This window comes from Streptomyces virginiae, assembly GCF_000720455.1.
Classification (GTDB): domain Bacteria; phylum Actinomycetota; class Actinomycetes; order Streptomycetales; family Streptomycetaceae; genus Streptomyces; species Streptomyces virginiae.
The window spans coordinates 15,832-39,964 of sequence record NZ_JOAK01000036.1; the positions used below are offsets into that span (position 1 = coordinate 15,832).

Sequence of the window (24,133 nt, forward strand, 5' to 3'; positions counted from 1 at the left end):
GGCGTCGCGCCGCGTCTCATCCGGTGGACGCGCTTCCGGAGCGTGGACCCGGACCCGATACGCTCCGCTCGTGGCTGAGATCCAGATTCCCGCTGACATCAAGCCCGCCGACGGACGCTTCGGCGCGGGCCCCTCCAAGGTGCGGATCGAGGCGCTGGACGCCCTCGCCGCCACCGGTACCTCCCTGCTCGGAACCTCACACCGCCAGGCCCCGGTCAAGAACCTGGTCGGATCGGTGCGCCAGGGCCTCCGGGACCTCTTCTCCCTCCCCGAGGGCTACGAGGTGATCCTGGGCAACGGCGGCTCCACCGCCTTCTGGGACATCGCGACCGCCGGGCTGATCGAGCGGAAGTCCCAGCACCTGACCTTCGGCGAGTTCTCCTCGAAGTTCGCCAAGGCGGCGAAGCTCGCGCCGTGGCTGGACGAGCCGTCCGTGATCTCCTCCGAGCCGGGCACGCACCCCGAGCCGGTGGCCGAGGCGGGCGTGGACGTGTACGCGTACACCCACAACGAGACCTCGACGGGTGTCGCGGCGCCGGTCGAGCGCGTCGCGGGCGCGGACGCCGGGTCCCTCGTTCTGGTGGACGCGACCTCGGGCGCCGGCGGCCTGCCGGTGGACATCACCGAGACGGACGTCTACTACTTCGCGCCGCAGAAGTCCTTCGCCTCCGACGGCGGTCTGTGGCTGGCGGCGTTCTCCCCGGCGGCCCTGGAGCGGGCGGCCCGCGTGCACGCGTCGGGCCGGCACATCCCGGAGTTCTTCTCGCTGCCGACGGCGATCGACAACTCGCTGAAGAACCAGACGTACAACACCCCGGCGCTGTCCACCCTGTACCTGCTCGACCAGCAGCTGGAGTGGATGAACAGCCAGGGCGGCCTGGAGTTCACCACGGGCCGTACGGCGGCCAGCGCGCGCAACCTGTACGGCTGGGCGGAGGCGTCCAAGTACGCCACGCCGTTCGTCGTGGACGCCGACAAGCGCTCCGCCGTCATCGGCACGATCGACTTCTCGGACGACATCGACGCGGCGGCCGTCGCGAAGGTGCTGCGCGCCAACGGGATCGTGGACACGGAGCCGTACCGCAAGCTCGGCCGCAACCAGCTGCGCATCGCGATGTTCCCGGCGATCGACCCGGCGGATGTGCAGGCGCTGACGGCCTGCATCGACTACGTGATCGAGAAGCTCTAGCCGTCATCCGTCCGCCACTTGCCGAGCCCCCGGTGACTCTTCGTCGCCGGGGGCTTCTTGTGGTGTCGTGCGGGGACCAGGGGGTGTCTTGCCGATCAGGCCGGGCTCGCGGCGGGTGGCGCCCCCACGAAGGGCCGCCACTGGGATTCCGGCGTCGTCGTGTTCGCCCACCTCACGGGGAAGGCGCAGCCCCGCACGCGATACCTTCAGGAGTTCGTTGGGCGATTCTTGGAGGCAGCGGCGTGAGCGTGCGAGTGACGGCGGCCCAGAGCGGCGTGGACCCCTTCGGCACGGCCCGGCTGCGGCGCGGCGTGCTCGATGCCTGGGGTGCCGGCCCGGCCCGGTTCCGCGAGGACGCCAACGCCGAGGAGGACCTCGCCCTCGGCGGCTACCGGGACCGGCTCGTCGTCGAGCTGGCCCAGAACGCCGCCGACGCCGCGGCCCGCGCCAAGGTGCCCGGCCGGCTGCGGCTCACCCTCCACGCGGGCGAGGGCGGCCACGCGCTGCTGGCCGTCGCCAACACCGGTGCCCCGCTGGACGCGACGGGCGTGGAGTCCCTGAGCACCCTGCGGGCCTCCGCCAAACGGGAACCCGCCTCCGAGAGCGTCGGCCGGTTCGGCGTCGGCTTCGCGGCCGTCCTCGCCGTCTGCGACGAGCCCGCGGTGCTCGGCCGCCACGGCGGTGTCCGCTGGTCCCTCGCCGAGGCCCGCGAACTGGCCCGCGAGGCCGCCGTCGGCAGCCCGGGCCTCGGCGACGAACTGCGCCGCCGCGACGGCCACGTCCCCCTGCTGCGGCTCCCCCTGCCCGCCGAGGGCACCGCCCCCGAGGGGTACGACACCGTCGTGGTCCTCCCGCTGCGCGACGCCGCCGCCGAGGACCTCGTACAGCGGCTGCTCGCCGGCATCGACGACGCCCTGCTGCTGACCCTGCCCGGGCTGTGCGAGGTCGTCGTGGAGACCCCCGCCGGCTCGCGCACCCTCAACCGCCGCGACGAGGGCGCGTACACCGTCGTCGAGGACACCGACGGCTCCGCCACGCACACCACCCGCTGGCGCACCGTCCGCCACAGCGGCGCCATCGAGCGGGCGCTGCTCGCCGACCGGCCCGTCGAGGAACGGCTGCGGCCCTCCTGGGCGGTGTCGTGGGCGGTCCCCGTCGACCCCGACGGCGCCCCGCTGCGCCCGGCCACCGCGCCCGTGGTGCACGCCCCGACACCCACCGACGAGCCGCTGGGCATCCCGGCGCTGCTCATCGCCACGCTGCCGCTGGACACCAGCCGCCGCCACCCCGCGCCGGGGCCGCTGACCGACTTCCTCGTGGAGCGCGCGGCCGACGCGTACGCCGAACTCCTCGGCTCCTGGGACCCGGTGAGCACCGGGCTCGTGGACCTGGTCCCCGGCCCGCTCGGCAAGGGCGAGCTGGACGGGGCACTGCGCGCCGCCGTGCTGCAGCGGCTCCCCCGCACGGCGTTCCTCGCGCCGGCCGCGCCGCCCGAGCACGCGGAGGAGCGGAGCGCCCTGCGCCCCTTCGAGGCCGAGGTGGTGGAAGGCGCGGGCGCCGAGACCGTACGCGTCCTGGCGGAGGTCCTGCCGACCCTGCTGCCGGCGGGCCTGGAGCGCCGCGCCGAGCTGCGCACCCTGGGCGTGGGCCGGCTCCCCCTGGGCGACGCCATCGAGCGGATCGCGGGCATCGAGCGGACCCCCGAGTGGTGGTACCGGCTCTACGACAGCCTCGCCGGCGTGGACCCCGACCGGCTGTCCGGGCTGCCCGTGCCGCTCGCCGACGGCCGTACGACGATCGGGCCGCGCCACGTCCTGCTCCCGTACGCCGAGACGCCCGCGGACCTGGCCCGGCTGGGCCTGAAGGTGGCCCACCCGGAGGCGGCGCACCCGCTGCTGGAGAAGCTCGGGTCCCTTCCGGCGACGGCGCGCGCCGTCCTGACGACCCCGCAGGTACGCGCGGCGGTGGCCGCCTCCCTGGACGCCGGGGAGATCTGGGACGAGGACGCCGACACCCTGGACGCCGACGAACTGGCCGAGGTCGTCCTCGGTCTGGTCCGCGACGCGGAGCTGGCGCCGGGCGACGAGCCGTGGCTGGGGGCGCTCGCCCTGCCGGACGAGGACGGGGAACTGACGCCGGCGGGCGAACTGCTGCTGCCGGGCTCGCCGCTGGCCTCCGTCATCCGCGAGGACGAGGTCCCGTACGTGGACGCCGAGCTGGCCGAGCGGTGGGGCGGGGGGCCGCTGACCGCGTGCGGGGTACTGGCGGCGTTCCAGCTGGTGCGCGCCACCGACGTGGTCCTGGACCCGGACGAACTGGAGCCCCGCGAGGGCGACTTCGCCGAGCCGGACGACGCGGGACTGCTGGACGCGGTGGACGTGTGGTGCGAGGACGTACTGGACCAGCTGCCGGACCTGCCCGTGCCGCCGGTGGCGACCGAGCTGGTCGCCGTCCGTGACCTGGACCTCGTCGACGACGACTGCTGGCCGCAGGCCCTCGCCATGCTGGCGCAGCCGCCGCTGCGGGACGCGCTGACCCAGCCGGTGCGGATCCTGCTGCCGGACGGCACGACGCAGTCGGTGCGCCCGTACACGGCGTGGTGGCTGCGCGACCACCCGGTGCTGGACGGCCGCCGCCCGGCGGGCCTGCGCGCGGCGGGCGGCGACCCGCTGCTGGAGGGCCTGTACACCTCGGCGGACGCGACCGGGTTTGAAGACGAGCAGGTGCTGCGGGCGCTGGGGGTACGGACCTCCGTGGCGGCCCTGCTGGACGAGCCCGGGGGCGCGGCCGAGCTGCTGGGCCGGCTCGCCGACCCGGAGCGCGAGGTGACGGACCGGCAGTTGCACGGCCTGTACGGGTTTTTGGCCGATCTCGACCCCGAGCAGGTGACCCTGCCGGACGAGCTGCGGGCGGTGGTGGACGGCGAGGTGCTCGTGGTCGACGCGGCGGACGCGGTGATCGCGGACGCCCCGGACCTGCTGCCGCTGGCGACGGGCCTGCCCCTCCTGCCGGTCTCCCCGTCCCGGGCGGCCGACCTGGCGGACCTCCTCCAGGTGCGCCGGCTCTCGGAGACGGTCCCGGCGGAGGTGACCACGCCGGGCGAGGAGCACGAGGTCCCGGAGTCGGTGCGGGTCCTGCTGGGCCCGGCGACCCCGGCGACGTACTTCGAGCACGAGGAGCTGGTCGCGGGCGGCACCGAGCTGGACTGGCGGCGCACCCCCGACGGCACCCTGCACGCGTCCACCCTGGAGGGCGTGGCGGCGGGCCTGGCCTGGTCGGCGGGCCAGTGGCCGCGCCGCTTCGAGGTGGCGGCCCTGCTGGAGGACCCGTCCCGCACGACGGAACTGGCCCGGGACCGCTGGTTCGACTAGACGCCCGCGGCCCCGGACCGGGCATCGGCCCGGTCCGGGGCTCCGGGATCAGGGAGCGGCGCGCGCGGGGCCCCGGGCCTCACCGCCGCCGGACACCCCCGTGTCCCGGCCGCGGCCGCCCGGTCCCGCAGCCGTTCACCGGCCGCCGCGCCACGGGCGCAGACGACGCACCGTCCGGCGGCCCGGCCCGTGGGGGCGTCCGCGGCGAACGGCGTCAACGCGAACCTAGCCGCCGTACGGACCGTCCCGGCGTCCCAGAGCGTGCCGAGACGTCCCGGGACGCGGCCGGGTCACCGCTCGCCGGCGCTGTCGGTGGCCAGGGGGAGCAGGTCGGGGCGTTTGGCGGTGCGGCCGTCCCCGGAGGAGCGGCCGCGCAGGCGGCGGCCCAGCCAGGGGCCGAGGAAGGCGGTGGCCCAGCGCAGTTCGGCCGCGACGGCCGAGCGGCGCAGCGCGTCCGGCGGTGGCAGCGGCCGCGTCCAGGTGTCGTCGCTGCCGGGGAGGCCGACGGCGTGGGCGAGGGCGGCGGCGATGCGTTCGTGGCCGAGGGAGCTGGCGTGGAGGCGGTCATCGGTCCACATCCGCGGGTCCGCCACGGCCTCCGGCAGGGCGGTCTCGGCGACGAAGACCCCGTGCCGGGCGGCCGCGGCGCGGACGAGCTCGTTGAGTTGGAGCAGGCGGGGGGCCAGCGGCCGGGCGAGGGGCGCGATCCGTCCGATGTCGGGGAAGGTCACGGTCGCCACGTGCGCCCCGGTGGCCGTGAGCGCGGCGAACATCTCCTCCAGGTGCCCGGCGACCTCGGCCGCCACGAAGCGGGGCCGCAGCACGTCGTTGACCCCCGCGACGACGGTGGCGATGTCGGGCCGCAGGGCCAGGGCGGGTCCGAGCTGTTCGGCGCGGACCTGACCGGCGAGCCGTCCCCGTACGGCGAGGTTGGCGTAGAGCAGGCCGGGGCGGGCGGCCTCCAGGTGTCCGGCGAAGCGGTCGGCGAAGCCGCGCAGACCCGCGCTGTCGTCGCCGTCGCCGAGGCCTTCGGTCTGGCTGTCGCCCAGGGCGACGTAGCGCCGGTACTCAGTGCTCGTCGGCACGGGTGGTCAGCCCCTCTCGCTCTCGCAGGATCGCCGCGCTGCGGCGGCACCAGTCGCGGTGGCCCTGCTCGAACGCGATGCCGCGCAGGCAGGTCAGGTACCCGCCGATCGCGTCGCCGCGGAGCAGGAACTCCTCCTCGTCGAGATCGCCGCGCATCTTGCGCAGCACCCTGCGGAGGAGGTCGATCTTGGCGTCGGCGGCGGTCGCCCGCTCTTCGAGCTGTGCGATCACCGGCGCGGTGCCGATCCGGTCGGCGGTCTGGACCTTGACGAGGAGGTCGTCGCGGATGACCGAGGGCTTCAGGGCCGCCGCCGCGAACGCCTCCAGCTCGGCCCGGCCGGCGTCGGTGACCTGGAAGAGTCGCTTGTTGGGGCGCGCCTCCTGGACCACCTGGCGGCCCTCGACCAGGCCTTCCTTCTCCAGCTTGGCCAGCTCCGTGTAGAGCTGCTGGGGGGAGGCGTGCCAGAAGTTCGCGACGCCGATGTCGAACGACTTCGCCAGCTCGTAGCCGCTGAACTCGCCGTCCAGCAGCGCCGCCAGTACGGCGTGTCGCAAGGCCATCGCGGCTGCCCCTTCCCTTTTCCTCGTGCTCCCCCGCATGATACTCACGAAACTGACTAGTCAATTCCTTGAGTATCAGGAGGAGCCGTGGAGTCCGTGCCGGAGACCGCCGAACGCTTCCGTGCCGCCGTGGAGAAGCGTGACCTGTCCGCGCTGGAGGACCTGTTCACCGAGGACATCAGGCTCTACAGCCCGGTGAAGTTCCGCCCCTTCGAGGGCAGGCCGATGGTGCTGGGCCTCTTCGGGGTCCTGCTGCGCGTCTTCGAGGACCTGCGCTACGTCGGCCACTTCGACGGCGCGACCGAGACCAGCGCGGACGGCACCCGGGCCGCGGCGTCGGTCCTGCCCTTCCGCGCCACGGTGGACGGCAAGGAGATCCACGGCATCGACATGCTGCACTTCGACGAGTCGGGCCGGATCAAGGAATTCACCGTGATGGTCCGCCCCCAGTCCGCGGTCCACACCCTGGGCCAGGCCGTCCTGACGGGCTTGCAGGCGGACGGCCTGGCCTAGGGGGTGTCTTGCCGGTCAGGCCGGGAACTTGCGGTCGACCCAGCGGAAGGTGAATTCGATGAGGGTCGCGGCGGCTGCCGCGACCGCCACCGCGGTCCACGGCATCGTGGCTCCGACCAGCTTGAGCTGGAAGAAGTCCTGGAGCCACGGCACGATCAGGACGATGAGGAAGGCCCCGCCCATCGCGCCCACCAGGGCCACGCGCCACCACGTGTACGGGCGGGCGATGATCGCCAGGACCCACATCGAGGTCAGGAACAGCGTCAGCGTCGCCGCGCTCGTCTCCGCTGGCAGGGCGTCCGCGCCCGTGTAGTGGTGGCGGGCGATCAGGTAGGTGACGAAGGTGGCGGTCGCCGCGATCACGCCGCCCGGGATCGCGTACCGCATCACCCGTTTCACGAAGTGCGGCTTCGCACGCTCCTTGTTCGGGGCCAGTGCCAGGAAGAACGCCGGGATGCCGATGGTGAGGGTGGACAGCAGCGTCAGGTGGCGCGGCAGGAACGGGTACTCGACCTGCGAGCACACCACCAGGATGGCCAGCAGCACCGAGTAGACCGTCTTCGTGAGGAAGAGGGTGGCCACGCGCGTGATGTTGCCGATGACCCGGCGGCCCTCGGCGACCACCGACGGGAGGGTGGAGAAGCTGTTGTTGAGCAGGACGATCTGCGCGACGGCGCGGGTGGCCTCCGAGCCCGAGCCCATCGAGACGCCGATGTCGGCGTCCTTGAGGGCGAGCACGTCGTTGACGCCGTCGCCGGTCATCGCCACGGTGTGGCCCCTGGACTGCAGGGCGCCGACCATGTCCCGCTTCTGCTGCGGGGTCACGCGCCCGAAGACGGAGTTGCCGTCGAGGACCTCCGCCATCTCGGCCTGCTCGGAGGGCAGCTTGCGGGCGTCCACGGTGTTCTGCGCGCCGGGCAGGCCCAGCTTGCCGGCGACGGCGCCGACGGAGACCGCGTTGTCGCCGGAGATCACCTTCGCCTTGACGTTCTGGTCCTCGAAGTAGCGCAGCGTGTCGGCGGCGTCGGGGCGCAGCCGCTGTTCCAGGACGACCAGGGCGGTCGGCCTGACCCCGGTGGCGACGGCCTCGTCGTCCAGCTCGCGGGCGGAACGGGCGAGCAGCAGGACCCGCAGGCCCTGTTCGTTGAGGCCGTTGATCTCCTGGAGGGCGGGGTCCCCGGCGGGCAGCAGTACGTCGGGGGCGCCGAGCAGCCAGGTGTTGTTCTCTCCGTCGCCCTCGCTGAAGCTGGCGCCGCTGTACTTGCGGGCGGAGGAGAAGGGCAGGGACTCCGTGCACCGCCACTCGGCGCTGTCGGGGTAGGCGTCGATGATCGCCTGGAGGCTGGCGTTGGGACGCGGGTCGGACTCGCCGAGCGCGCCGAGCACCTTCTGGACGTACGCCGGTTCCGCGCCGCCGAGCGGGCGGAGCTCGGTGACGTCCATACCGCCCTCGGTGAGCGTGCCGGTCTTGTCGAGGCAGACCACGTCGACGCGGGCGAGGCCCTCGATGGCGGGCAGCTCCTGTACGAGGCACTGCTTGCGGCCCAGGCGGATGACGCCGATCGCGAAGGCCACGGAGGTGAGGAGGACGAGCCCCTCGGGGATCATCGGCACGATCCCGCCGACGGTGCGGGCGATGGCGTCGTTGAGGTTGTTCTCCTTGACGACGAGCTGGCTGATGATCAGGCCGATGGAGGTCGGGATCATCATCCACGTGACGTACTTGAGGATGGTGGAGATGCCGGAGCGCAGCTCGGAGTGGACGAGCGTGAAGCGGGAGGCCTCTTCGGCCAACTGGGCGGCGTAGGCCTCGCGGCCGACCTTGGTGGCGGTGAACGCGCCACCGCCGGCGACGACGAAGGAGCCGGACATGACCTGGTCGCCGGGCTTCTTCAGGACGGGGTCGGCCTCGCCGGTGAGCAGGGACTCGTCGATCTCCAGGCCGTCGGCCTCGCCGACGGACCCGTCGACGACGACCTTGTCGCCGGGGCCGAGTTCGATGACGTCGCCGAGGACGATCTCGGAGGTGGAGATCTCCGCGGTCCGGCCGTCGCGGCGCACGCCGGGTTTGGCCTCGCCGATGACGGCGAGGCCGTCGAGGGTCTTCTTGGCGCGCAGTTCCTGGATGATGCCGATGCCGGTGTTCGCGATGATGACGAAGCCGAAGAGGCTGTCCTGGATCGGCGCGACGCAGAGCATGATCACCCAGAGGACGCCGATGATCGCGTTGAAGCGGGTGAAGACGTTGCCGCGGACGATGTCGGTGGTGGAGCGCGAGGACCGTACGGGGACGTCGTTGACGTCCCCGCGGGCCACGCGCTCGGCGACCTCGGCGGTGGTCAGCCCGCCCGGCTTGAACCGGGGCGCCGGTGGCCGCACGGGGTGCACCGGGTCGAGCTCCGCCCCGGCGTCGATGGCCGTCCCGGGCCCGCCGCCCGGCTCCCGCCCGTCATGGTCGATCCTCTCCCGCTCCGTCATGGTTTCGACGGTAAGCGGGGTTGTATGGCTTCACCCGCCGAGAAGCCCGAAGACGCGACCTCGGGATGACCCGGATCGTCCCCGAGTAGGAGCCGAAACCGCCCCGCGGGTGACCTACCCTCCGCGATGCCCTTGCTCAGGCCCGAGCCGACCCGCGGGACGCAGTGGCTGCCGCCCGCCCGGCCGGCAAGGGGCCCGCACCGGAGCCTCCCGGCCGCGGGCGCCGTCAGGCCTCCGCGGCTCCGCCCGACTCCTGCCGGGCCTGCGCAGCAGCATCGGCATGGCGCTTCAGCGCCGCCTCGCGGCCGCGGACGTACCAGATGCCGATCAGGCCGAGGAAGCCGCCGGCCGCGCAGGTCCAGACCCACCACAGCTGACCGCGGTCGGCGAACCACCCGTAGAACGGCAGCTGGACCACGAAGAGGGCGAACCACAGGATCGTGCCACCCGTGACCGTCGCGACGACGGGACCCTCAAGGGGCTCGGGCGCCTCGTGCTTCGCAATCCATTTCGCCATGCAGCCAGTTTAAGCGGGAGCCCCCCGCCACCAGCCCCCACGCTGTCTACGCGCGGAGATGGACGGCCCTTCTCTGATGTGTTCATACTGAAACGGTTTGGGCGCGGCCCATTTTCTTCGTATGAACCACCAATGAGGACCGTATGAGCACCCCGGCCCCCGCCCCCGCACCCGCCACTCCGGAGCCTTCCCCCCGGGAGCCCTCCGGCGGGCTGGACCGCTACTTCAAGATCTCCGAGCGCGGCTCGTCCGTCGCCCGCGAGGTCCGCGGCGGTTTCGCGACCTTCTTCGCCATGGCGTACATCATCGTGCTGAACCCGATCATCCTGGGCAGCGCGAAGGACATGTACGGCCACCAGCTCGACAGCGGTCAGCTCGTGACGGCCACCGTCCTGACGGCCGCCTTCACCACGCTCCTCATGGGCGTCATCGGCAACGTCCCCATCGCGCTCGCCGCCGGCCTCGGCGTGAACACCGTCGTGGCCCTCCAGCTCGCCCCGCGCATGAGCTGGCCCGACGCGATGGGCATGGTGGTCCTGGCCGGCTTCGTCGTGATGCTGCTGGTCGCCACCGGGCTGCGCGAGCGCGTCATGAACGCCGTCCCGCTGGGCCTGCGCAAGGGCATCGCGATCGGCATCGGCCTGTTCATCATGCTGATCGGCCTCGTCGACTCCGGCTTCGTCTCCCGCATCCCGGACGCCGCGCACACCACCGTCCCGCTGCAGCTCGGCAGCGACGGCCACCTGCACGGCTGGCCCGTCCTGATCTTCGTGATCGGCACGCTGCTCACCCTCGCCCTGCTGATCCGCAAGGTCCCCGGCGCGATCCTGATCTCCATCGTCGCCATGACCCTCGTGGCGGTCGTCGTCCAGCTCGTCGCCGACCTGCCCGACTCCGGCTGGGGCCTGACCGTCCCGGCCTGGCCCGGCAACCCGGTCTCCGCGCCGGACTTCGGCCTCGTCGGTCAGGTCAGCCTCTTCGGCGGCTTCGGCAAGGTCGGACTGCTCACCGGCATCCTCTTCGTCTTCACCGTGCTGCTGTCCTGCTTCTTCGACGCCATGGGCACGATCCTGGGCGTCGGCGACGAGGCCAAGCTGATCGACAAGAAGACCGGCGAGTTCCCCGGCATCAACCGGGTCCTGTTCGTCGACGGCCTCGCCGTCGCCTCGGGCGGCGCGACCTCCTCCTCGGCGACGACCTGCTTCGTGGAGTCCACGGCCGGCGTCGGCGAGGGTGCCCGTACGGGCCTGGCGAACGTCGTGACGGGCGCCCTCTTCGCCGTGGCGCTGTTCCTCACCCCGCTGGCCACCATGGTCCCGTCGCAGGCCGCCACGCCCGCGCTGGTCGCGGTCGGCTTCCTGATCCTGGCGGGGTCGGTCAAGGACATCGACTGGAGCGACTTCACCATCGCCGTCCCGGCCTTCCTGGCCATGGTGATGATGCCCTTCACCTACTCGATCACCAACGGCATCGGCATCGGCTTCATCACCTTCAGCGTGCTGCGTCTGGCGACCGGCCGGGGCCGCGAGGTCCCGACCGCCATGTACGTCGTGTCGGCGGTGTTCGTCTTCTACTACGCGATGCCCGCGCTCGGCCTCGGCTAGGCCGTGCCTTTCGGCCGCCGGGGGCTCGGGCTCACGTCAGCCCGTAGAACTTCTCCGTCTCGTCGACGGCCGACTTGAAGCGCTCGTCGAAGTCATCGCGAATGAGCGTCCGGACCACATAGTCCTGGACGCTCATTCCGCGTTTGGCGGCGTGGATCCGGAGCCTGTCGAGGAGCTCCCCGTCTATGCGCATGCTCAGCACATGTGTCCCCATGCCGAAAGAGTCGGGGCACAGGGTGCGCGCGCGTGTCACTTTCGGCCGCCGACTCACCCGTACGAGTGACTTGGCACATACCTGGTGCATGACCGGGAAACCCGGTGTTCTTTAGCGAGAGTAATGAGTTATTCTAAGTACATGCCTGACCTCTCCCATGGCGACGATGCTGCCGCCGTGAACGACCTCCGCTCTGCCGTCATGCGGCTGGGGCGGCGCCTGAAGCACCAGCGCGTCGACGAGTCGCTGAGCCCGACCGAGATGTCGGTCCTCGGCACCCTCGCCCGCTGCGGCCAGGCCACACCCGGTGAGCTTGCGCGGCGGGAGCACGTCCAGCCGCCGTCCATGACGCGCATCGTCGCGTTGCTGGAAGCCAAGGGACTGGTCACGCTGGAACCGCACCCCGACGACCGCCGCCAGAAGGTGGTCCGCCAGACGGAGGAGGCCGAAGCGATGCTCGAAGAGAGCCGCCGCAAGCGCAACGCCTTCCTGGCCGGGCTCGCGGCAGAGCTGACCGAGGACGAATGGGCCAAACTGCGCGCGGCCGCACCCGTCCTGGAGAAGCTCGCGCACCTGTAGGAACGACGCCAGGAGGCGAACGCTTTTGAGTACGGGAAACGGAGCAGACTCCGCACCCGGCCACATATCCACCCCCACTACCGCCGCGCGACCCGCGGCACCCGCGGCACCCGCGGCACCCACGAGCAGGAACTCGATGTTCAGCTCGCTGAGGATCCGCAACTACCGGCTCTTCGCCACCGGCCAGGTCGTCTCCAACACGGGCACCTGGATGCAGCGCATCGCCCAGGACTGGCTGGTCCTCTCACTGACCGGCTCCGCCTCCGCCGTCGGCATCACCATCGCCCTGCAGTTCCTGCCGATGCTGGTGTTCGGCCTCTACGGAGGCGTACTCGCCGACCGGCTGCCCAAGCGGCCCCTGCTCCTCGTCACCCAGAGCGCGATGGGCCTGACCGGCATCGCACTCGCCGCCCTCACCCTCGCGGGACACGTCCAGGTCTGGCACGTCTACGTCGCGGCCCTCCTCCTCGGCCTGATCACCGTCGTGGACAACCCCGCCCGCCAGACCTTCGTCCCCGAGATGGTCGGCAAGGACCAGGTCGCCAACGCCGTCAGCCTCAACTCGGCCAACTTCCAGTCCGCCCGGCTGGTCGGCCCGGCGATCGCCGGTGTGCTGATCACCGCCGTCGGCTCCGGCTGGGCCTTCCTGCTCAACGGCCTCTCCTTCGCCGCGCCCATCGCCGGCCTGCTGATGATGCGGACGAAGGAACTGCACCCCGTCGAGCCCCGGCCCCGCGCCAAGGGCCAACTGCGCGAAGGCCTGCGCTACGTCGCCGGCCGGCCCGAGCTGGTCTGGCCGATCGTGCTCGTCGGCTTCATCGGCACCTTCGGGTTCAACTTCCCGATCTGGCTGTCGGCGTTCGTGAGCGACGTCTTCCACGGCGACGCGGGCACCTACGGACTCTTCAACACCCTGATCGCGGCCGGCTCCCTCGCGGGCGCCCTGCTCGCAGCCCGCCGGGGACACTCCCGCCTGCGGCTGCTGGTGGCCGCGGCCGCCCTGTTCTCCGTACTGCTGCTCGTGACGGCCTTCGCACCCGGCTTCTGGCTGTTCGCCGCGCTGCTCGTGCCCATCGGCGTCTTCGGCCTGACGGTCAACGTCACCGCCAACTCCAGCGTGCAGATGGCCACCGACCCCGAGATGCGGGGTCGGGTCATGGCCCTCTTCATGATGGTCTTCACCGGCGGCACCCCGCTGGGCGCCCCGCTGCTCGGATGGATCACGGACACCTACGGCGCGCGCATCGGCATGGCCTCGGGCGCCCTGATCTCCCTGGCCGCGTCCGTGGCCATCGCGGTGGTCCTGGCCCGCGTCGGCAACCTCCGGCTCCGGGTCGGCCGCCACGGGGTGGCCTTCGTCCCCGCCGTTTCGCGCCGCCCCGAGCTGGTGACGGTGGCCTAGGGAGTCTCTTCCGGCGGGACCCGGCGCGGCGCCCCACGGGGCTCCGCCCCGGACCCCGCCGGGCAATCTCAGCCTCGCCGGCGTTCGAGGCGCGGGGGCCCGGGGGCAGGGCCCCCGGCAGCGGCGCCGCACCCCTATACGCTCCTCGCATGAGACTGTTCGCCGCCGTTCTGCCGCCCGAGGAGGCCGTCGCCGCGCTGCGGGAAGCCGTAGCGCCGCTCCGCGACGACCGGCTGACCTGGACCGCGGAAGCGGGCTGGCACTTCACGCTCGCCTTCATGGGCGAGGTGCGCGACGACGTGCTCCCCGAGCTGCACGCCCGCCTGGAGCGGGCCGCCCACCGCACGGCGCCCTTCGCGCTGCGCCTGCACGGCTGCGGGCACTTCGGCGACCGGGCCCTGTGGGCCGGCGCCGCCGGGGAGCTCGACGCCCTGCGCCTGCTCGCCGACCGAACCGACGCGGCCGCACGGCGGGCCGGGGTCCCCATGGAGCAGCACCGCCGGTACACCCCGCACCTGACCCTCGCCCGCAGCCGCCACCCCACCACCCCGCTGCGCCCGTACCTGGACGCCCTCGCGGACTTCGAGGGCACCGCCTGGCAGGTGGACACGCTCAGCCTGGTCCGCAGCAACCTGCCCGTGAGCGGGGTGCCGGGCGAACAGCCCCGCTACGAGACCGTGCGCGCCTGGCCGTTGGCCGGCTGAACCGCCTACGTACGGCGAACGCCGTGAGGCGGCCCGTCCTGCAGGGACGGGCCGCCTCACGCGTCTTCACTTTCGGGCCGTGGTGTTCAGGTGGTCACCAGCCGCCGGTGCCGATCTCCTTACGGGCGCCGAGGCCGCCGGAGCCGGTGCCCGGGTAGAGGAAGAGCTTGCCGGTGGAGTTCTGGACGGCGATCAGGTCGTCCGAGAGCTGCGAGTTCAGCAGGTCGCCGCCGATCAGGTCGGACATGCCGTTCCAGCCGCCCGAGCCGATCTCGATGCGCGGGCTCAGGTAGCCCTTGTCACCGGGGTACATGAACAGCTTGCCCGAGGACTTCTCCACCGCGACCAGGTCCTGGCGGCCGCTGTTGTTGAGGTCCATGCCGGTCAGGTTCGACATGCCGTTCCAGCCGCCGGAGCCGATCTCCTTGCGGGCGTTCAGACCGGTGCCGTTGCCCGGGTAGAGGTACAGCTTGCCGGTGGACTTCTCGACGGCCGCCAGGTCGGCGATCTTGTCGCCGTTGAGGTTGAGGGCGGTCAGGTTGGACATGCTGTTCCAGCCGCCCGAGCCGATCAGGACGCGGCTGCCGCCGGAGGCGATCGTCGAGTTGTCGGCGCCCTTGTAGAGCCACAGCTTGCCGGTGGACTCCTCGACCGCGACTATGTCGTCCTTTCCGTCACCGGTGAAGTCGCCGCCGGTCAGGTTGGACATGCCGTTCCAGCCGCCCGAGCCGATCAGGACGCGGTTGCCGCCGGAGGCAATGGTGCCGTTGGAGGAGCCCTTGTAGAGCCACAGCTTGCCGGTGGACGCCTCCACCGCGGCGACGTCCACCACGTTGTCGCCGTTGAGGTCGGCCGAGGCCAGGTCGACCATGCCGGTGGAGCCGGCGCCCCCGTCACCGGGGCCCTCGGGCTTCGGCTCCGGAGCCTTGGTCTCACAGTTCTTGCTGGTCAGCGACTTGGACCAGCGGCCGGAGCCGCCGAAGGGGGCGCCGTTGAAAGTGATGCGCTGGTCGACGGTGTCGTGGCGCTGCTCGAAGTGGAGGTGCGGACCGGTGGACCCGCCGGTGCTGCCGACGATGCCGATCTGCTGTCCGGCCTTGACGGTGGCACCGGTGGAGGTGTTGAAGCCGTTGAGGTGGGCGTAGACGGTGGACCAGCCGCCGCCGTGGTTGATGACCACGTACTTGCCGTAGCTGGTGCCGCCGAGGTCCCTCACCTTGGACACGACGCCGTCGGCGCTCGCCACGACGGGGGAGTTGAGCGTCGAGCCGCCCTGCGTCCAGTCGATCGCGTTGGCGGACGGGCTGTGGTCGGGGCGGGAGGCACCCTGCCAGGTCTCGCCGCACTTGAACGGCATCTGGAAGTCGGGGCGGTCGTCGCCGGCGGTGGCCGCCATGGCCGTCATCATCTGCGGGCCCTCGGGCAGCCCGAGGTCCTCCGCGGTCAGGACGGGCAGCTCGCCGTGCGGGTCCTCCGGGCCGCCGTCGGCGTTCGCGCCGCCGGCGGAGAGGGCGACCGCGGCGGCGGTGGCGCAGACCAGGCCGGTGGCGATGCGGACCCGGCGGGACATGAAGCGGGAGAGGGTGGAGGTGGTCTCGACAGACATGGGAGTGCTTCCAAACCGGCACGAGGGTGCCAAAAGAGGTTCCAGGGAGGGGAGTTGCGAAGAAGAGCGGGAGAGACGTCCGAGGCGGTGGGGCTACCAGCCGCCGGAGCCGATCTCCTTGCGCGCCCCCAGACCCGTGCCGGTGCCCGGGTAGAGGTAGAGCTTTCCGGTGGCCTTCTCGACGGCGACGAGGTCGTCGTTCGCGTTCGAGGTGAAGTCGCCGCCGATGAGGTCGTTCATGCCGTTCCAGCCGCCCGAGCCGATCTCCGTGCGGGCGTTGAGGCCGGTGCCGTTGCTCTTGTAGAGGAAGAGCTTGCCCGTCGAGGTCTCCGCCCCGACGACGTCGGTCCTGCCGTCGTTGTCGACGTCCATGCCGACCAGGTCGTGCAGGCCGTTCCAGCCGCCGGACCCGATCAGTACGCGGCTGCTGCCGCCGCCGATCGATCCGGTGCCGTTGCCCTTGTAGAGCCACAGCTTGCCGGTCGACTTCTCGACTGCGGCGACGTCGGCCTTGCCGTCGCCGTTGAAGTCACCGCCCATCAGCTCGGACATGCCGTTCCATCCGCCGGAGCCGATCTCCTTGCGGGAGGAGAGACCGCTGCCGGTGCCCGGGTAGAGGTACAGCTTTCCGCTGGCTTCCTCGACCGCGACGATGTCGTCCTTGCGGTCGCCGTTGTAGTCGCCGGCGGCCAGGTTGGCCATGCCGTTCCAGCCGCCGCTGCCTATCTCCACCCGGTTGCCGCCGGAGGCGATGGTGCCGTTGGAGGCGCCCTTGTAGAGCCACAGCTTTCCGGTCGAGGCCTCGACGCCGACCACGTCGTCCACGGCGTCGCCGTTGACGTTGGCCGCGACGAGGTCGGTCATGCCGGGCTTGGGCGCCGGCGGGGTGGTCACGTCGTCGGCGATGTTCTTGTAGCGAACGGGCACGTAGGGGCCGTAGCCCGGGTAGTACGGGTAGTCGTAGACGCGGTGGTGGACGCCGCTGGGCGTGAAGTCGAAGCCCCAGTACTGCGTGCGGTCGGAGTTGGCCCACTTCTCGAAGAGGACGACGTGTCCGGAGGAGCCCGCGTCGTCGTCCAGGAGGGCGTCGCCCGCCTTCAGTTCGGACTTGGTGATCGACTCGGTCACGCCGCGGGAGGCGAAGGAGTTGGTGGCCGGCTGGAAGTCCAGGTCCCAGGCCATCGAGACGTAGCCCGAGCAGTCCGTGCGGTATCCGCCGTGACGGCCGCCGCTGTTGTAGTCCAGGCCGATGCCGACCCAGCTCTTGGCCCGGGCGATGACCGAGCTGCGGGTGATCTGCGCGGTGGCCGCAGCGGCGAAGGTCGTCGCCCGGAACTCCCCGTCGACCGCTTCTTCCTCGCCCTGGCCGGGGCTGCCGTAGTCGGGGTTCGCGGGGGGTTCGGCGGTGACGGCCGCCGGTGCGGCGACCGCCGCGGAGTCGACGGCGACCACGGTGCCGGCGGCGACGGCGCCGGCGATCAGTGCGGCGACGGCTGCCCGGCGGGTTCTGGGCAGGTGTCGGGACATGGCTGTGCTCCGGTTCTGGTGGGTCAGGGGGTCTGGAGGGCCGGGAGCGAGGGCTCGACCGGCGTCACGCGATGTGCGAGGTGCGATGCGAGGCGTGCGAGGTGTGGCGGACGGACAGCTGTCCTGCAGGTACAGCGGTCCTGGGGATTCTGCGGATGGTGCGGATGGACCGTGCGGGCGCGACGCGTCTAGCGGGAGCCGGCCACCGCGGTGAGCGGGGTGAGCGGGGTGCCCGCCGCGCCGGCCGTTCCGGTCGCCGGGACCGGGTGGGCCGGGGCATGGGCGGAGGCCATCGGGGCGACGGAGGTGATGCCGAGGGTGAGGGCGACGACCGCGGTGGCCCTGAGGATTCCCGTACGCATGGGGTGCTTCGTCCTTCCGAAACGAAATGATCTGGTGGCTTGAACCCGTCGTCCCAGGACGTCCCGCGGTGGCGTCCGTTGAGGGCTTTCAGGGCCTTCGGTGCTCGTCCCCGGGGGGCTGCCCCGCTGACAAGCAATAGATTCGCCGCTGCCCGGGCCGGACGGAAGAGAGATCGACTGGCCCGAACGGGCCGTGGCCGGTCCTGGCCACGGTGGCCTGATCCGGCCCCTCCCCCCGGCCTCGCCCACACACACGAAAGCCGCCCGGCGGGACCACTCTCGTGGTCCCGCCGGGCGGCTTTCGTTCGGTACTACCGGTCAGGCGCGCGCGGGCAGCCAGCCCTCCTGGACGGCACGGACTCCGGCCTCGAAACGGCTGCGCGCCCCGAGCCGTTCCATCAGCTCGTTGGCGATGCGCCGGGCCGTGCGCGAGGAGACCCCCAGCCGCTTGGCTATCGCGTCGTCCGTGTGCCCCTCCGCCAACAACCGCACGGCGGCCGCCTGTTGCGCGGTCAGACCGTCCGGCCCCAGGACCGCCACCTCCGCCAGCGGCTGCGCCGCCGCCCACGTCGACTCGAAGAGCGCGCACAGGGCGACCAGCATGCCGTGCCCGGTCAGGACGACCGCGCCCGCCGAGGAGTCGTCGCTCACCGGGATCAGCGCCGTCCTGCGGTCCACGATGAGCATCCGCGTCGGCAGCGACGCCACCGTACGGACCTGACCGCCAAGCTCCGTGAGCCAGTTGGCGTGCTCGACCGAGGGACGGCTGTTGCGCACGCTGTCCAGGTAGAGGGTGCGCATGCGGACGCCGCGTTCGAGCAGCGCCCTGTTCAGCGGGCGGGAGGCGGCCAGCGCCGACTCGCTCAGCGTGGCGTCCGGCGAGAAGGCCAGCAGCTCCTCCTTAGTCTCCCGGGTCAGCGCGACCAGCCGGTCGCGGACCGCGTCGAGGCCGATGAGCTGCTCCACACCCGGGTGCCTGGCGGCCGGCCGCAGCTCCGAGTACTCAGAGATCAGCCTGGCCGCGGCGGCCCGCGACGCCTCCAGCCGCTGCTGCTGCGCGGCGAGTTCCGCCTGCCCCCGGGCCATCAGGATCTCCATCCCGACCTCCGGGGAGACCGCGCGCAGCCGCCCGCTCTCGTCGGCCGACGGCTGGACCAGGGCCAGTTCGCTCAGCAGGTCCAGGGCCTCGCGTACGTCGCCCTCGCCGATCCCCACGGCATCGGCGAGCGCGGTGACGCCCGACCCGGGTTCCATGAGCATGGCGCGGTAGACGGCCTCGGCTCTCGCGTCGAGGCCCAGTTCGGTCAACATGTGGTTCCCCCCACCCCGTTGGCACTTCGATGGGAAAGATCATCTCAAAGAAGTGCCGGATGGACAGATGTGTCCACGGCCACAAACGGCCAGCCGGAGGGGTGTCCCCCACGGGTCCGCCGGGGCCACGGTGGAGACATGTACCTCGTCCATGCCCGTCTGCGGACGGTTCCTCCGGCGGAAGTGCCCGACGACCTGCGTGAGACGGCCCGCGCCGCGCTGCGCCCGAGGGACCGGGTGGAGCACCTGGCCGTCCACCCGCAGTCCGCGGAGCACTTCACGCTCGGCTTCTACCTGCTCTCGGGCTCCCTGCGGGAGGCGGAGCGGCACGCCGAGTCCGTCTGCCGCCGTCTGCTCGGCGCGCGGGCGCTGCCCCCCGCGCGCCTGCTGGACGTCGGTGTCCCGCTGATGCCGATGTCGGTGCCGGAGCTGCGGAGCGGCTGACCTTCCACCCGTCTCCTGTCCTCAACCGTCCACGGACGGTTTGGGCCAGCCGATCCCCCTTCTCCCCCCGCTGAGCTGCGGCTTAGCTATGTCTCACCGGAAAGGGACAGCGCCACCGCGGGACGCGGGACCGACCGGGAAGCCACCGTCATCACGCCTCACGGCACCCCGAAGGGACCCGGACACCATGAACACCACTCGCATCGTCAAGGCCGCCGCGGTCGTCGCCCTCGCCCTCGTCCTCGGTGCGCCGGCCGTCGCCTCCGCCGCCCCGCTCACCGCCGCGAAGCCCCCGGTCGCCGCACAGAACGGTGACATGAGCTGGCAGTGACCGCCCGGCCACGGCCGGCAGCGCACCCTCCACGGCACAGCCCCTGCGTCCACGATGCGGGGGCTGCCGCGTTAGGCTCGACGGGTGGATCCCAAGACCAGAAACCGTGTGATGGCCGGTGTGCTCGTGCTGATGTTCCTCGTCGTCGCCGTGGCGGCCGCCGTCGGCCAGTAGCCCCACGACGGCCACGACGGCCACCGGCGACGAGCGCCGGAGGGCTACCAGGCGAAGGCCTCCGGCGAGGGCCCCGGACCGGGGAAGATCTCGTCCAGCCCGGCCAGCACCTCCTCGCTCAGCTCCAGCTCCACGGCCCGCAGCGCCGAGGCGAGCTGCTCCGGCGTACGCGGCCCCACGATCGGCCCGGTGACCCCGGGACGCGTCAGCAGCCAGGCCAGCCCGACCTCGCCCGGCTCCAGGCCGTGCTTGTCGAGCAGGTCCTCGTACGCCTGCACCTGCGCCCGTACGGCGCTGTTGGCGAGGGCGTCGGCGGACCGTCCGGAGGCCCGTCGCCCGTCGACGGCCTCCTTCTTGATCACACCGCCGAGCAGCCCGCCGTGCAGCGGGGACCAGGGGATGACCCCGAGCCCGTACTCCTCGGCGGCCGGGATGACCTCCATCTCCGCGCGCCGCTCCGCGAGGTTGTAGATGCACTGTTCGCTGACCAGGCCCAGCCGCCCGGTGCGCGCCGCGACCTCGTTGGCCTGGGCGATCTTGTAGCCGGGGAAGTTCGAGGAGCCGACGTAGAGGATCTTGCCCTGCTGGACGAGGACCTCCACGGCCTGCCAGATCTCCTCGAAGGGGGTCCGCCGGTCCACGTGGTGGAACTGGTAGAGGTCGATGTAGTCGGTCTGGAGCCGCTTGAGGCTGGCGTCGACGGCCCGCCGGATGTTCAGCGCCGACAGGCGGTCGTAGTTGGGCCAGGTCTCGCCCTCGCGGGACATGGAGCCGTAGACCTTGGTGGCGAGGACCGTCTTCTCGCGGCGCCGGCCGCCCTGGGCGAACCAGGTCCCGATGATCTCCTCGGTGCGGCCCTTGTTCTCGCCCCACCCGTACACATTGGCGGTGTCGAAGAAGTTGATCCCCGCCTCAAGGGCGGAGTCCATGATCGAGTGGCTTTCGGGCTCCGTGGTCTGGGGTCCGAAGTTCATGGTGCCGAGTACAAGTCGGCTGACCTTGAGGCCGGTGCGTCCGAGCTGTGTGTACTTCATGGTGCACTAGCCAACTGCTTCGAGTGCACTCCAAGCAAGACCCCTCGATGAAGGGCGTGTTACGGGTGCTGCGCCGCGCGGTACGGGCCGCCGAGGCCCCAGGCCTGGTGGAGGACCGCCGCGAACTCACCCGCCAGGCGGTGCTCGCCGGAGGCGTTCGGGTGGGTGCCGTCGTAGGTGTCCCGGTGGATGTCGTACGAGGCCGGGCGCGCGGCCAGCAGGATCGGCGAGGCGTCCGTGGTGAGGTCGGCCACCGCCTTGGCGAGGAGGTCGTTGAAGCGGTCCACCTCGGCCGCGAAGGGGGCGTCCTCCTCGGCCCGGCTGTTCGGGATGACGGGCAGCAGCACCATGCGAATGCCGGGGCGGGCCGCGCGGGCGCCCGCCACGAAGCGGCGGACGTTGGCGGCGGTCTGCTCGGCGTCGGTGTAGAAGCCGAGGTCGATCAGGCCCAGGGAGACCAGCAGCACGTCCGGGCGGTGCGCGGCCACGGTCTCGCCCATGACGGGAGCCATGTGCTGCCAGCCCTCGCCCCAGCCGGCCAGATGGCGGCGGGCGTGCTCCGGGAAGCCCGGGTCGGCGTACTCGTGGCTGACGGCCGCGTCGGCGCCCGCGTCGTAGACCTCGCAGCGCGGGCCGACGATCCGGTAGGGGCCGCCGAAGGTCGAGTTGAGGTGCTGCCACAACCGGTAGCGCCAGGTGTAGTCGCCGGCGCGTCCGATGGTCATGGAGTCGCCGACGAACATGAAACGCATCCGGTCATCATCGCGGATCGCGCGACAGAAACATCTGTGACGCCGGACACGCGGCACGTACTGGCAGGCTGGGAGGATGCGCCCGCCCCTGCCGTCCGCCGCCGCCCTCGCGACCGCCGCCGCCACCGCCCTCGCCGCCGCCACCGTCCTCGCCGTACTGCCGGGCACGGCGTACGCCGCGCAGTCACCGGGGGCGTCCTCGTTCACCATCTCCGATCCGCGGATCAAGGAGTCGAGCGGGCTGGCGGCCAGCCGCATCCATCCGGGCGTCTACTGGACGCACAACGACAGCGACGACGGCCCGTACGTCTACGCGGTGGACTCGGCCACCGGCAGCACGGTGGCCCGGGTGACGCTGACGGGCATCGGCAGGCCGCGCGACGTCGAGGCGATCTCGCTGGGCCCGGACGGGCAGCTCTACGTCGGTGACATCGGCGACAACCGGGGCGGCACCTGGGACCACGTGTGGATCTACCGCTTCCAGGAGCCGCGGCAACTGGGTGATGTCACCGTCAAGGCAGCGCAGTTCACGGTGCGGTACGAGGACGGGCCGCGCAACGCCGAGTCCCTGATGGTCCATCCGGTGACGGGCCGGGTCTACATCGCGAGCAAGGACGAGAGCAGGGGCGGCCTGTACGAGGGCCCCGCGCAGCTGTCGGCGGGCGCGGACAACGTCTTCCGGCGGGTCGCCGACGTCCCCTGGGTGACGGACGGGGCGTTCTCCCCGGACGGGAACCGGCTGACCCTGCGCGGCTACTTCACCGCCCGGACGTACCCGTGGAAGGACGGCCGGCCGGAGGGCGAGGGCGAGCGGGTGGACGCCCCGTGGCAGGGGCAGGCGGAGTCGGTGACGTACACCGCGGACGGCTCCACGCTGATGTTCGGCTCGGAGGGCGCGAGCAGCCGGGTGGTCGCGCTCCCGGCGGCCGGAACCCCCTCTCCCGGCGGTTCGGCCTCGCCGCAGCCGGGGTCACCGCCGGACACGGCGACCTCCCCGGAGCCGACCGGCAGCTTCGGCAAGGGCGCCCTGGTCCTGGCGGGCGGCCTGGTCCTGGTCTTCGGTGCGAAGCGGCTCCTCCGCCGCCGCGCGCGGGACTGACGGCGCGGGGCTGACGTTGCGGGACCGACGGCGCGGGTGCGCCCGCGCCGCCCCGCGGACGGGGCCGTACGGGTTACGAGTGGCCGAGGTCCAGGTCAGCGGCCTGCGCGTCGGGGGTCGGGACCGGGCCGGTGTCCTCGGCCGGACGCAGTACGAACTCGTCCGAGGCCATCGAGTCGAGGACCGGCGGGGCCGGCCGCAGCGGCGCCGGCATGACCGCGGCCTCGGAATGGCCGCCGCAGCCGTAGGACAGCGACACCAGGCGGCCGTCGGCCGGGCTGAACTCGTTCGCGCAGACGCCGAAGGCCTGGCCCAGCGAGCCGCCGACGGCGACGAGGAAGCCGCAGGAGACGCAGGACGCGGGCGCGGCCTGCGCCATCGGGGTCTTCGCGCCGAAGGACTCGTCCCAGCGGTCGGCCGCGCTGTGCAGCCCGTACCGGGACAGCACGCGCGCCCGGCGCATGCCGAGTTCCTCGGCGACCGAGGAGATGGAGCCGCGGGCGGGAACCGTCACGCGGTCGGTGACGTCGGCGTCCTCGGCCTCGACCAGTTCGGCCATCTCGGTGGAGACGACGGAGTTCGGCGGCGGGGCGTCCTCGCCCGACCAGCCCGGCTCCAGCCTCAGGTCGTCGGCCTCGGTGGGCAGCAGGTCGCCCGGGCCCATGTCGCCGGGGCGCAGCCGCTCGCTCCACGGCACCCACTCGGGGGCCAGCAGGGCGTCGTCGCCGGGGAGCAGCACCGTTTCGTCGAGGGTGACGTTCTTGGCGCGGGAGGCGCGGGCCACGGTGACGGCCCACCGCCAGCCGCGGTATCCCGGTTCCTTGGACTCGAAGAAGTGGGTGACGACGCGGTCGCCCTCCGCCACGGCGGAGACGTGTGCGCCCACCACGCCGGGGAAGGCTGCCTCCTCGGCGGCCGCGCGGGCGAGTTCCACCGCCTCGACGCACAGGCGGTCGGGGGTACGCGGGGTACGGCTTCGCGTCGTCGCAGCACTCACTGGTCTCGTTCTCTCCTACGCCGTCTCACGTGTGCGCCGTCCGTACTGTCGTCCACAACGACCCGGTGGTGCTGTCCGTACGAGGCGCGGGCGGAGCGGACCAGAGGGCCGCGTCGACGTCCGCACCCGATCGGACTCCGGGCGCACCTCACTGCGATCCATTCTGCGGGATCACGAAGAGGCGCGCGGCCAGGAGCAACCGCCGGTGGCGCGCTACGCACGCTACCTCCTCTTAAGCCCTGGGCACACATGCAAGGTCCGATTCGCGGACAAGCCGC

At 72.2% G+C, this 24,133-nt stretch carries 22 protein-coding genes; 10 read left to right on the forward strand and 12 right to left on the reverse strand.

Annotated elements, in window-relative coordinates; genetic code table 11:
- Positions 1-70: 70 nt before the first annotated feature.
- Together serC and IG86_RS0133625 are read left to right on the forward strand one after the other, a co-directional pair.
- Positions 71-1,189: a phosphoserine transaminase gene (gene serC / locus IG86_RS0133620; RefSeq protein ID WP_030823557.1), complete on the forward strand. Its 1,119-nt coding sequence runs from the start codon at positions 71-73 to the stop codon at positions 1,187-1,189.
- 242 nt (positions 1,190-1,431) lie between these two features.
- Positions 1,432-4,560: a sacsin N-terminal ATP-binding-like domain-containing protein gene (locus tag IG86_RS0133625; protein ID WP_030823554.1), complete on the forward strand. Its 3,129-nt coding sequence runs from the start codon at positions 1,432-1,434 to the stop codon at positions 4,558-4,560.
- A 290-nt stretch (positions 4,561-4,850) separates the two neighbouring features.
- Here the strand turns inward: IG86_RS0133625 and IG86_RS0133630 are convergent, their stop codons facing one another.
- Both IG86_RS0133630 and IG86_RS0133635 read right to left on the reverse strand, forming a co-directional pair.
- Positions 4,851-5,645 carry an SGNH/GDSL hydrolase family protein gene (locus IG86_RS0133630; RefSeq protein WP_030902045.1) on the reverse strand — a complete coding sequence of 265 codons (795 nt, stop codon included), beginning with the start codon at positions 5,643-5,645 and terminating at the stop codon, positions 4,851-4,853.
- Positions 5,629-6,207, reverse strand: coding sequence for a PadR family transcriptional regulator (locus IG86_RS0133635; protein ID WP_030902046.1), 579 nt, complete (start codon positions 6,205-6,207; stop codon positions 5,629-5,631). The genes IG86_RS0133630 and IG86_RS0133635 overlap by 17 nt, the downstream gene beginning before the upstream one ends.
- 96 nt (positions 6,208-6,303) lie before the next feature.
- Between IG86_RS0133635 and IG86_RS0133640 the strand changes: the two genes are divergently transcribed.
- Positions 6,304-6,720 carry a nuclear transport factor 2 family protein gene (locus IG86_RS0133640; protein ID WP_030823548.1) on the forward strand — a complete coding sequence of 139 codons (417 nt, stop codon included), beginning with the start codon at positions 6,304-6,306 and terminating at the stop codon, positions 6,718-6,720.
- Between the two features lie 15 nt (positions 6,721-6,735).
- Here IG86_RS0133640 and IG86_RS0133645 read toward each other — a convergent pair whose 3' ends face one another.
- Together IG86_RS0133645 and IG86_RS0133650 are read right to left on the reverse strand one after the other, a co-directional pair.
- Complete coding sequence (locus IG86_RS0133645) at positions 6,736-9,198, reverse strand: cation-translocating P-type ATPase (protein WP_030902048.1); 2,463 nt, start codon at positions 9,196-9,198, stop codon at positions 6,736-6,738.
- 226 nt (positions 9,199-9,424) lie between these two features.
- Complete coding sequence (locus tag IG86_RS0133650) at positions 9,425-9,715, reverse strand: DUF2530 domain-containing protein (RefSeq protein ID WP_030823543.1); 291 nt, start codon at positions 9,713-9,715, stop codon at positions 9,425-9,427.
- Positions 9,716-9,858: 143 nt separating this feature from the next.
- On the opposite strand from IG86_RS0133650, the gene IG86_RS0133655 reads away from it, so the two are divergent.
- The gene (locus IG86_RS0133655) at positions 9,859-11,319 is read left to right on the forward strand and encodes an NCS2 family permease (RefSeq protein ID WP_030902050.1); all 1,461 of its coding nucleotides are present in this window, start codon (positions 9,859-9,861) and stop codon (positions 11,317-11,319) included.
- Positions 11,320-11,350: 31 nt separating this feature from the next.
- Here IG86_RS0133655 and IG86_RS0133660 read toward each other — a convergent pair whose 3' ends face one another.
- The gene (locus tag IG86_RS0133660) at positions 11,351-11,533 is read right to left on the reverse strand and encodes a hypothetical protein (RefSeq protein WP_030662366.1); all 183 of its coding nucleotides are present in this window, start codon (positions 11,531-11,533) and stop codon (positions 11,351-11,353) included.
- A 141-nt stretch (positions 11,534-11,674) separates the two neighbouring features.
- Between IG86_RS0133660 and IG86_RS0133665 the strand changes: the two genes are divergently transcribed.
- The 3 genes from IG86_RS0133665 (at position 11,675) to thpR (ending at position 14,218) form a co-directional block, all read left to right on the forward strand.
- Positions 11,675-12,112, forward strand: a complete 438-nt coding sequence (locus IG86_RS0133665) for a MarR family winged helix-turn-helix transcriptional regulator (protein ID WP_030662370.1) — start codon at positions 11,675-11,677, stop codon at positions 12,110-12,112.
- Between the two features lie 25 nt (positions 12,113-12,137).
- A complete protein-coding gene (locus tag IG86_RS0133670; RefSeq protein ID WP_078906125.1) occupies positions 12,138-13,514 on the forward strand; it encodes an MFS transporter in 1,377 nt (458 codons plus the stop codon).
- A 149-nt stretch (positions 13,515-13,663) separates the two neighbouring features.
- The gene (gene thpR, locus IG86_RS0133675) at positions 13,664-14,218 is read left to right on the forward strand and encodes an RNA 2',3'-cyclic phosphodiesterase (RefSeq protein WP_030823534.1); all 555 of its coding nucleotides are present in this window, start codon (positions 13,664-13,666) and stop codon (positions 14,216-14,218) included.
- Between the two features lie 94 nt (positions 14,219-14,312).
- Here thpR and IG86_RS40335 read toward each other — a convergent pair whose 3' ends face one another.
- From IG86_RS40335 to IG86_RS45195, 4 genes are all read right to left on the reverse strand, one after another.
- On the reverse strand, positions 14,313-15,824 hold the full coding sequence (locus IG86_RS40335; protein ID WP_051785556.1) for a VCBS repeat domain-containing M23 family metallopeptidase: 1,512 nt from the start codon (positions 15,822-15,824) through the stop codon (positions 14,313-14,315).
- A 93-nt stretch (positions 15,825-15,917) separates the two neighbouring features.
- Complete coding sequence (locus IG86_RS40340) at positions 15,918-17,351, reverse strand: C40 family peptidase (RefSeq protein ID WP_051785557.1); 1,434 nt, start codon at positions 17,349-17,351, stop codon at positions 15,918-15,920.
- Between the two features lie 188 nt (positions 17,352-17,539).
- Positions 17,540-17,713 carry a hypothetical protein gene (locus IG86_RS43315; RefSeq protein ID WP_157854958.1) on the reverse strand — a complete coding sequence of 58 codons (174 nt, stop codon included), beginning with the start codon at positions 17,711-17,713 and terminating at the stop codon, positions 17,540-17,542.
- 318 nt (positions 17,714-18,031) lie between these two features.
- Positions 18,032-19,024 (reverse strand): helix-turn-helix transcriptional regulator, encoded by a 993-nt coding sequence (locus IG86_RS45195; protein ID WP_030823529.1) that lies wholly within the window; start codon positions 19,022-19,024, stop codon positions 18,032-18,034.
- A 138-nt stretch (positions 19,025-19,162) separates the two neighbouring features.
- Between IG86_RS45195 and IG86_RS0133700 the strand changes: the two genes are divergently transcribed.
- Positions 19,163-19,468: a hypothetical protein gene (locus tag IG86_RS0133700; RefSeq protein ID WP_030823527.1), complete on the forward strand. Its 306-nt coding sequence runs from the start codon at positions 19,163-19,165 to the stop codon at positions 19,466-19,468.
- Between the two features lie 187 nt (positions 19,469-19,655).
- A complete protein-coding gene (locus IG86_RS43320) occupies positions 19,656-19,799 on the forward strand; it encodes a hypothetical protein (protein WP_157854959.1) in 144 nt (47 codons plus the stop codon).
- 218 nt (positions 19,800-20,017) lie between these two features.
- Here IG86_RS43320 and IG86_RS0133715 read toward each other — a convergent pair whose 3' ends face one another.
- Positions 20,018-21,007: an aldo/keto reductase gene (locus tag IG86_RS0133715; RefSeq protein ID WP_030823525.1), complete on the reverse strand. Its 990-nt coding sequence runs from the start codon at positions 21,005-21,007 to the stop codon at positions 20,018-20,020.
- Between the two features lie 59 nt (positions 21,008-21,066).
- Positions 21,067-21,759: a GDSL-type esterase/lipase family protein gene (locus IG86_RS0133720; protein ID WP_030902059.1), complete on the reverse strand. Its 693-nt coding sequence runs from the start codon at positions 21,757-21,759 to the stop codon at positions 21,067-21,069.
- A gap of 76 nt (positions 21,760-21,835) precedes the next feature.
- Here IG86_RS0133720 and IG86_RS0133725 point away from each other — a divergent pair, with 76 nt between their 5' ends.
- Complete coding sequence (locus tag IG86_RS0133725) at positions 21,836-22,858, forward strand: membrane protein (protein ID WP_030902061.1); 1,023 nt, start codon at positions 21,836-21,838, stop codon at positions 22,856-22,858.
- Between the two features lie 73 nt (positions 22,859-22,931).
- On the opposite strand, the gene IG86_RS0133730 is transcribed toward IG86_RS0133725, so the two are convergent.
- A complete protein-coding gene (locus tag IG86_RS0133730) occupies positions 22,932-23,855 on the reverse strand; it encodes a DUF3027 domain-containing protein (protein ID WP_030823518.1) in 924 nt (307 codons plus the stop codon).
- Positions 23,856-24,133: the final 278 nt, after the last annotated feature.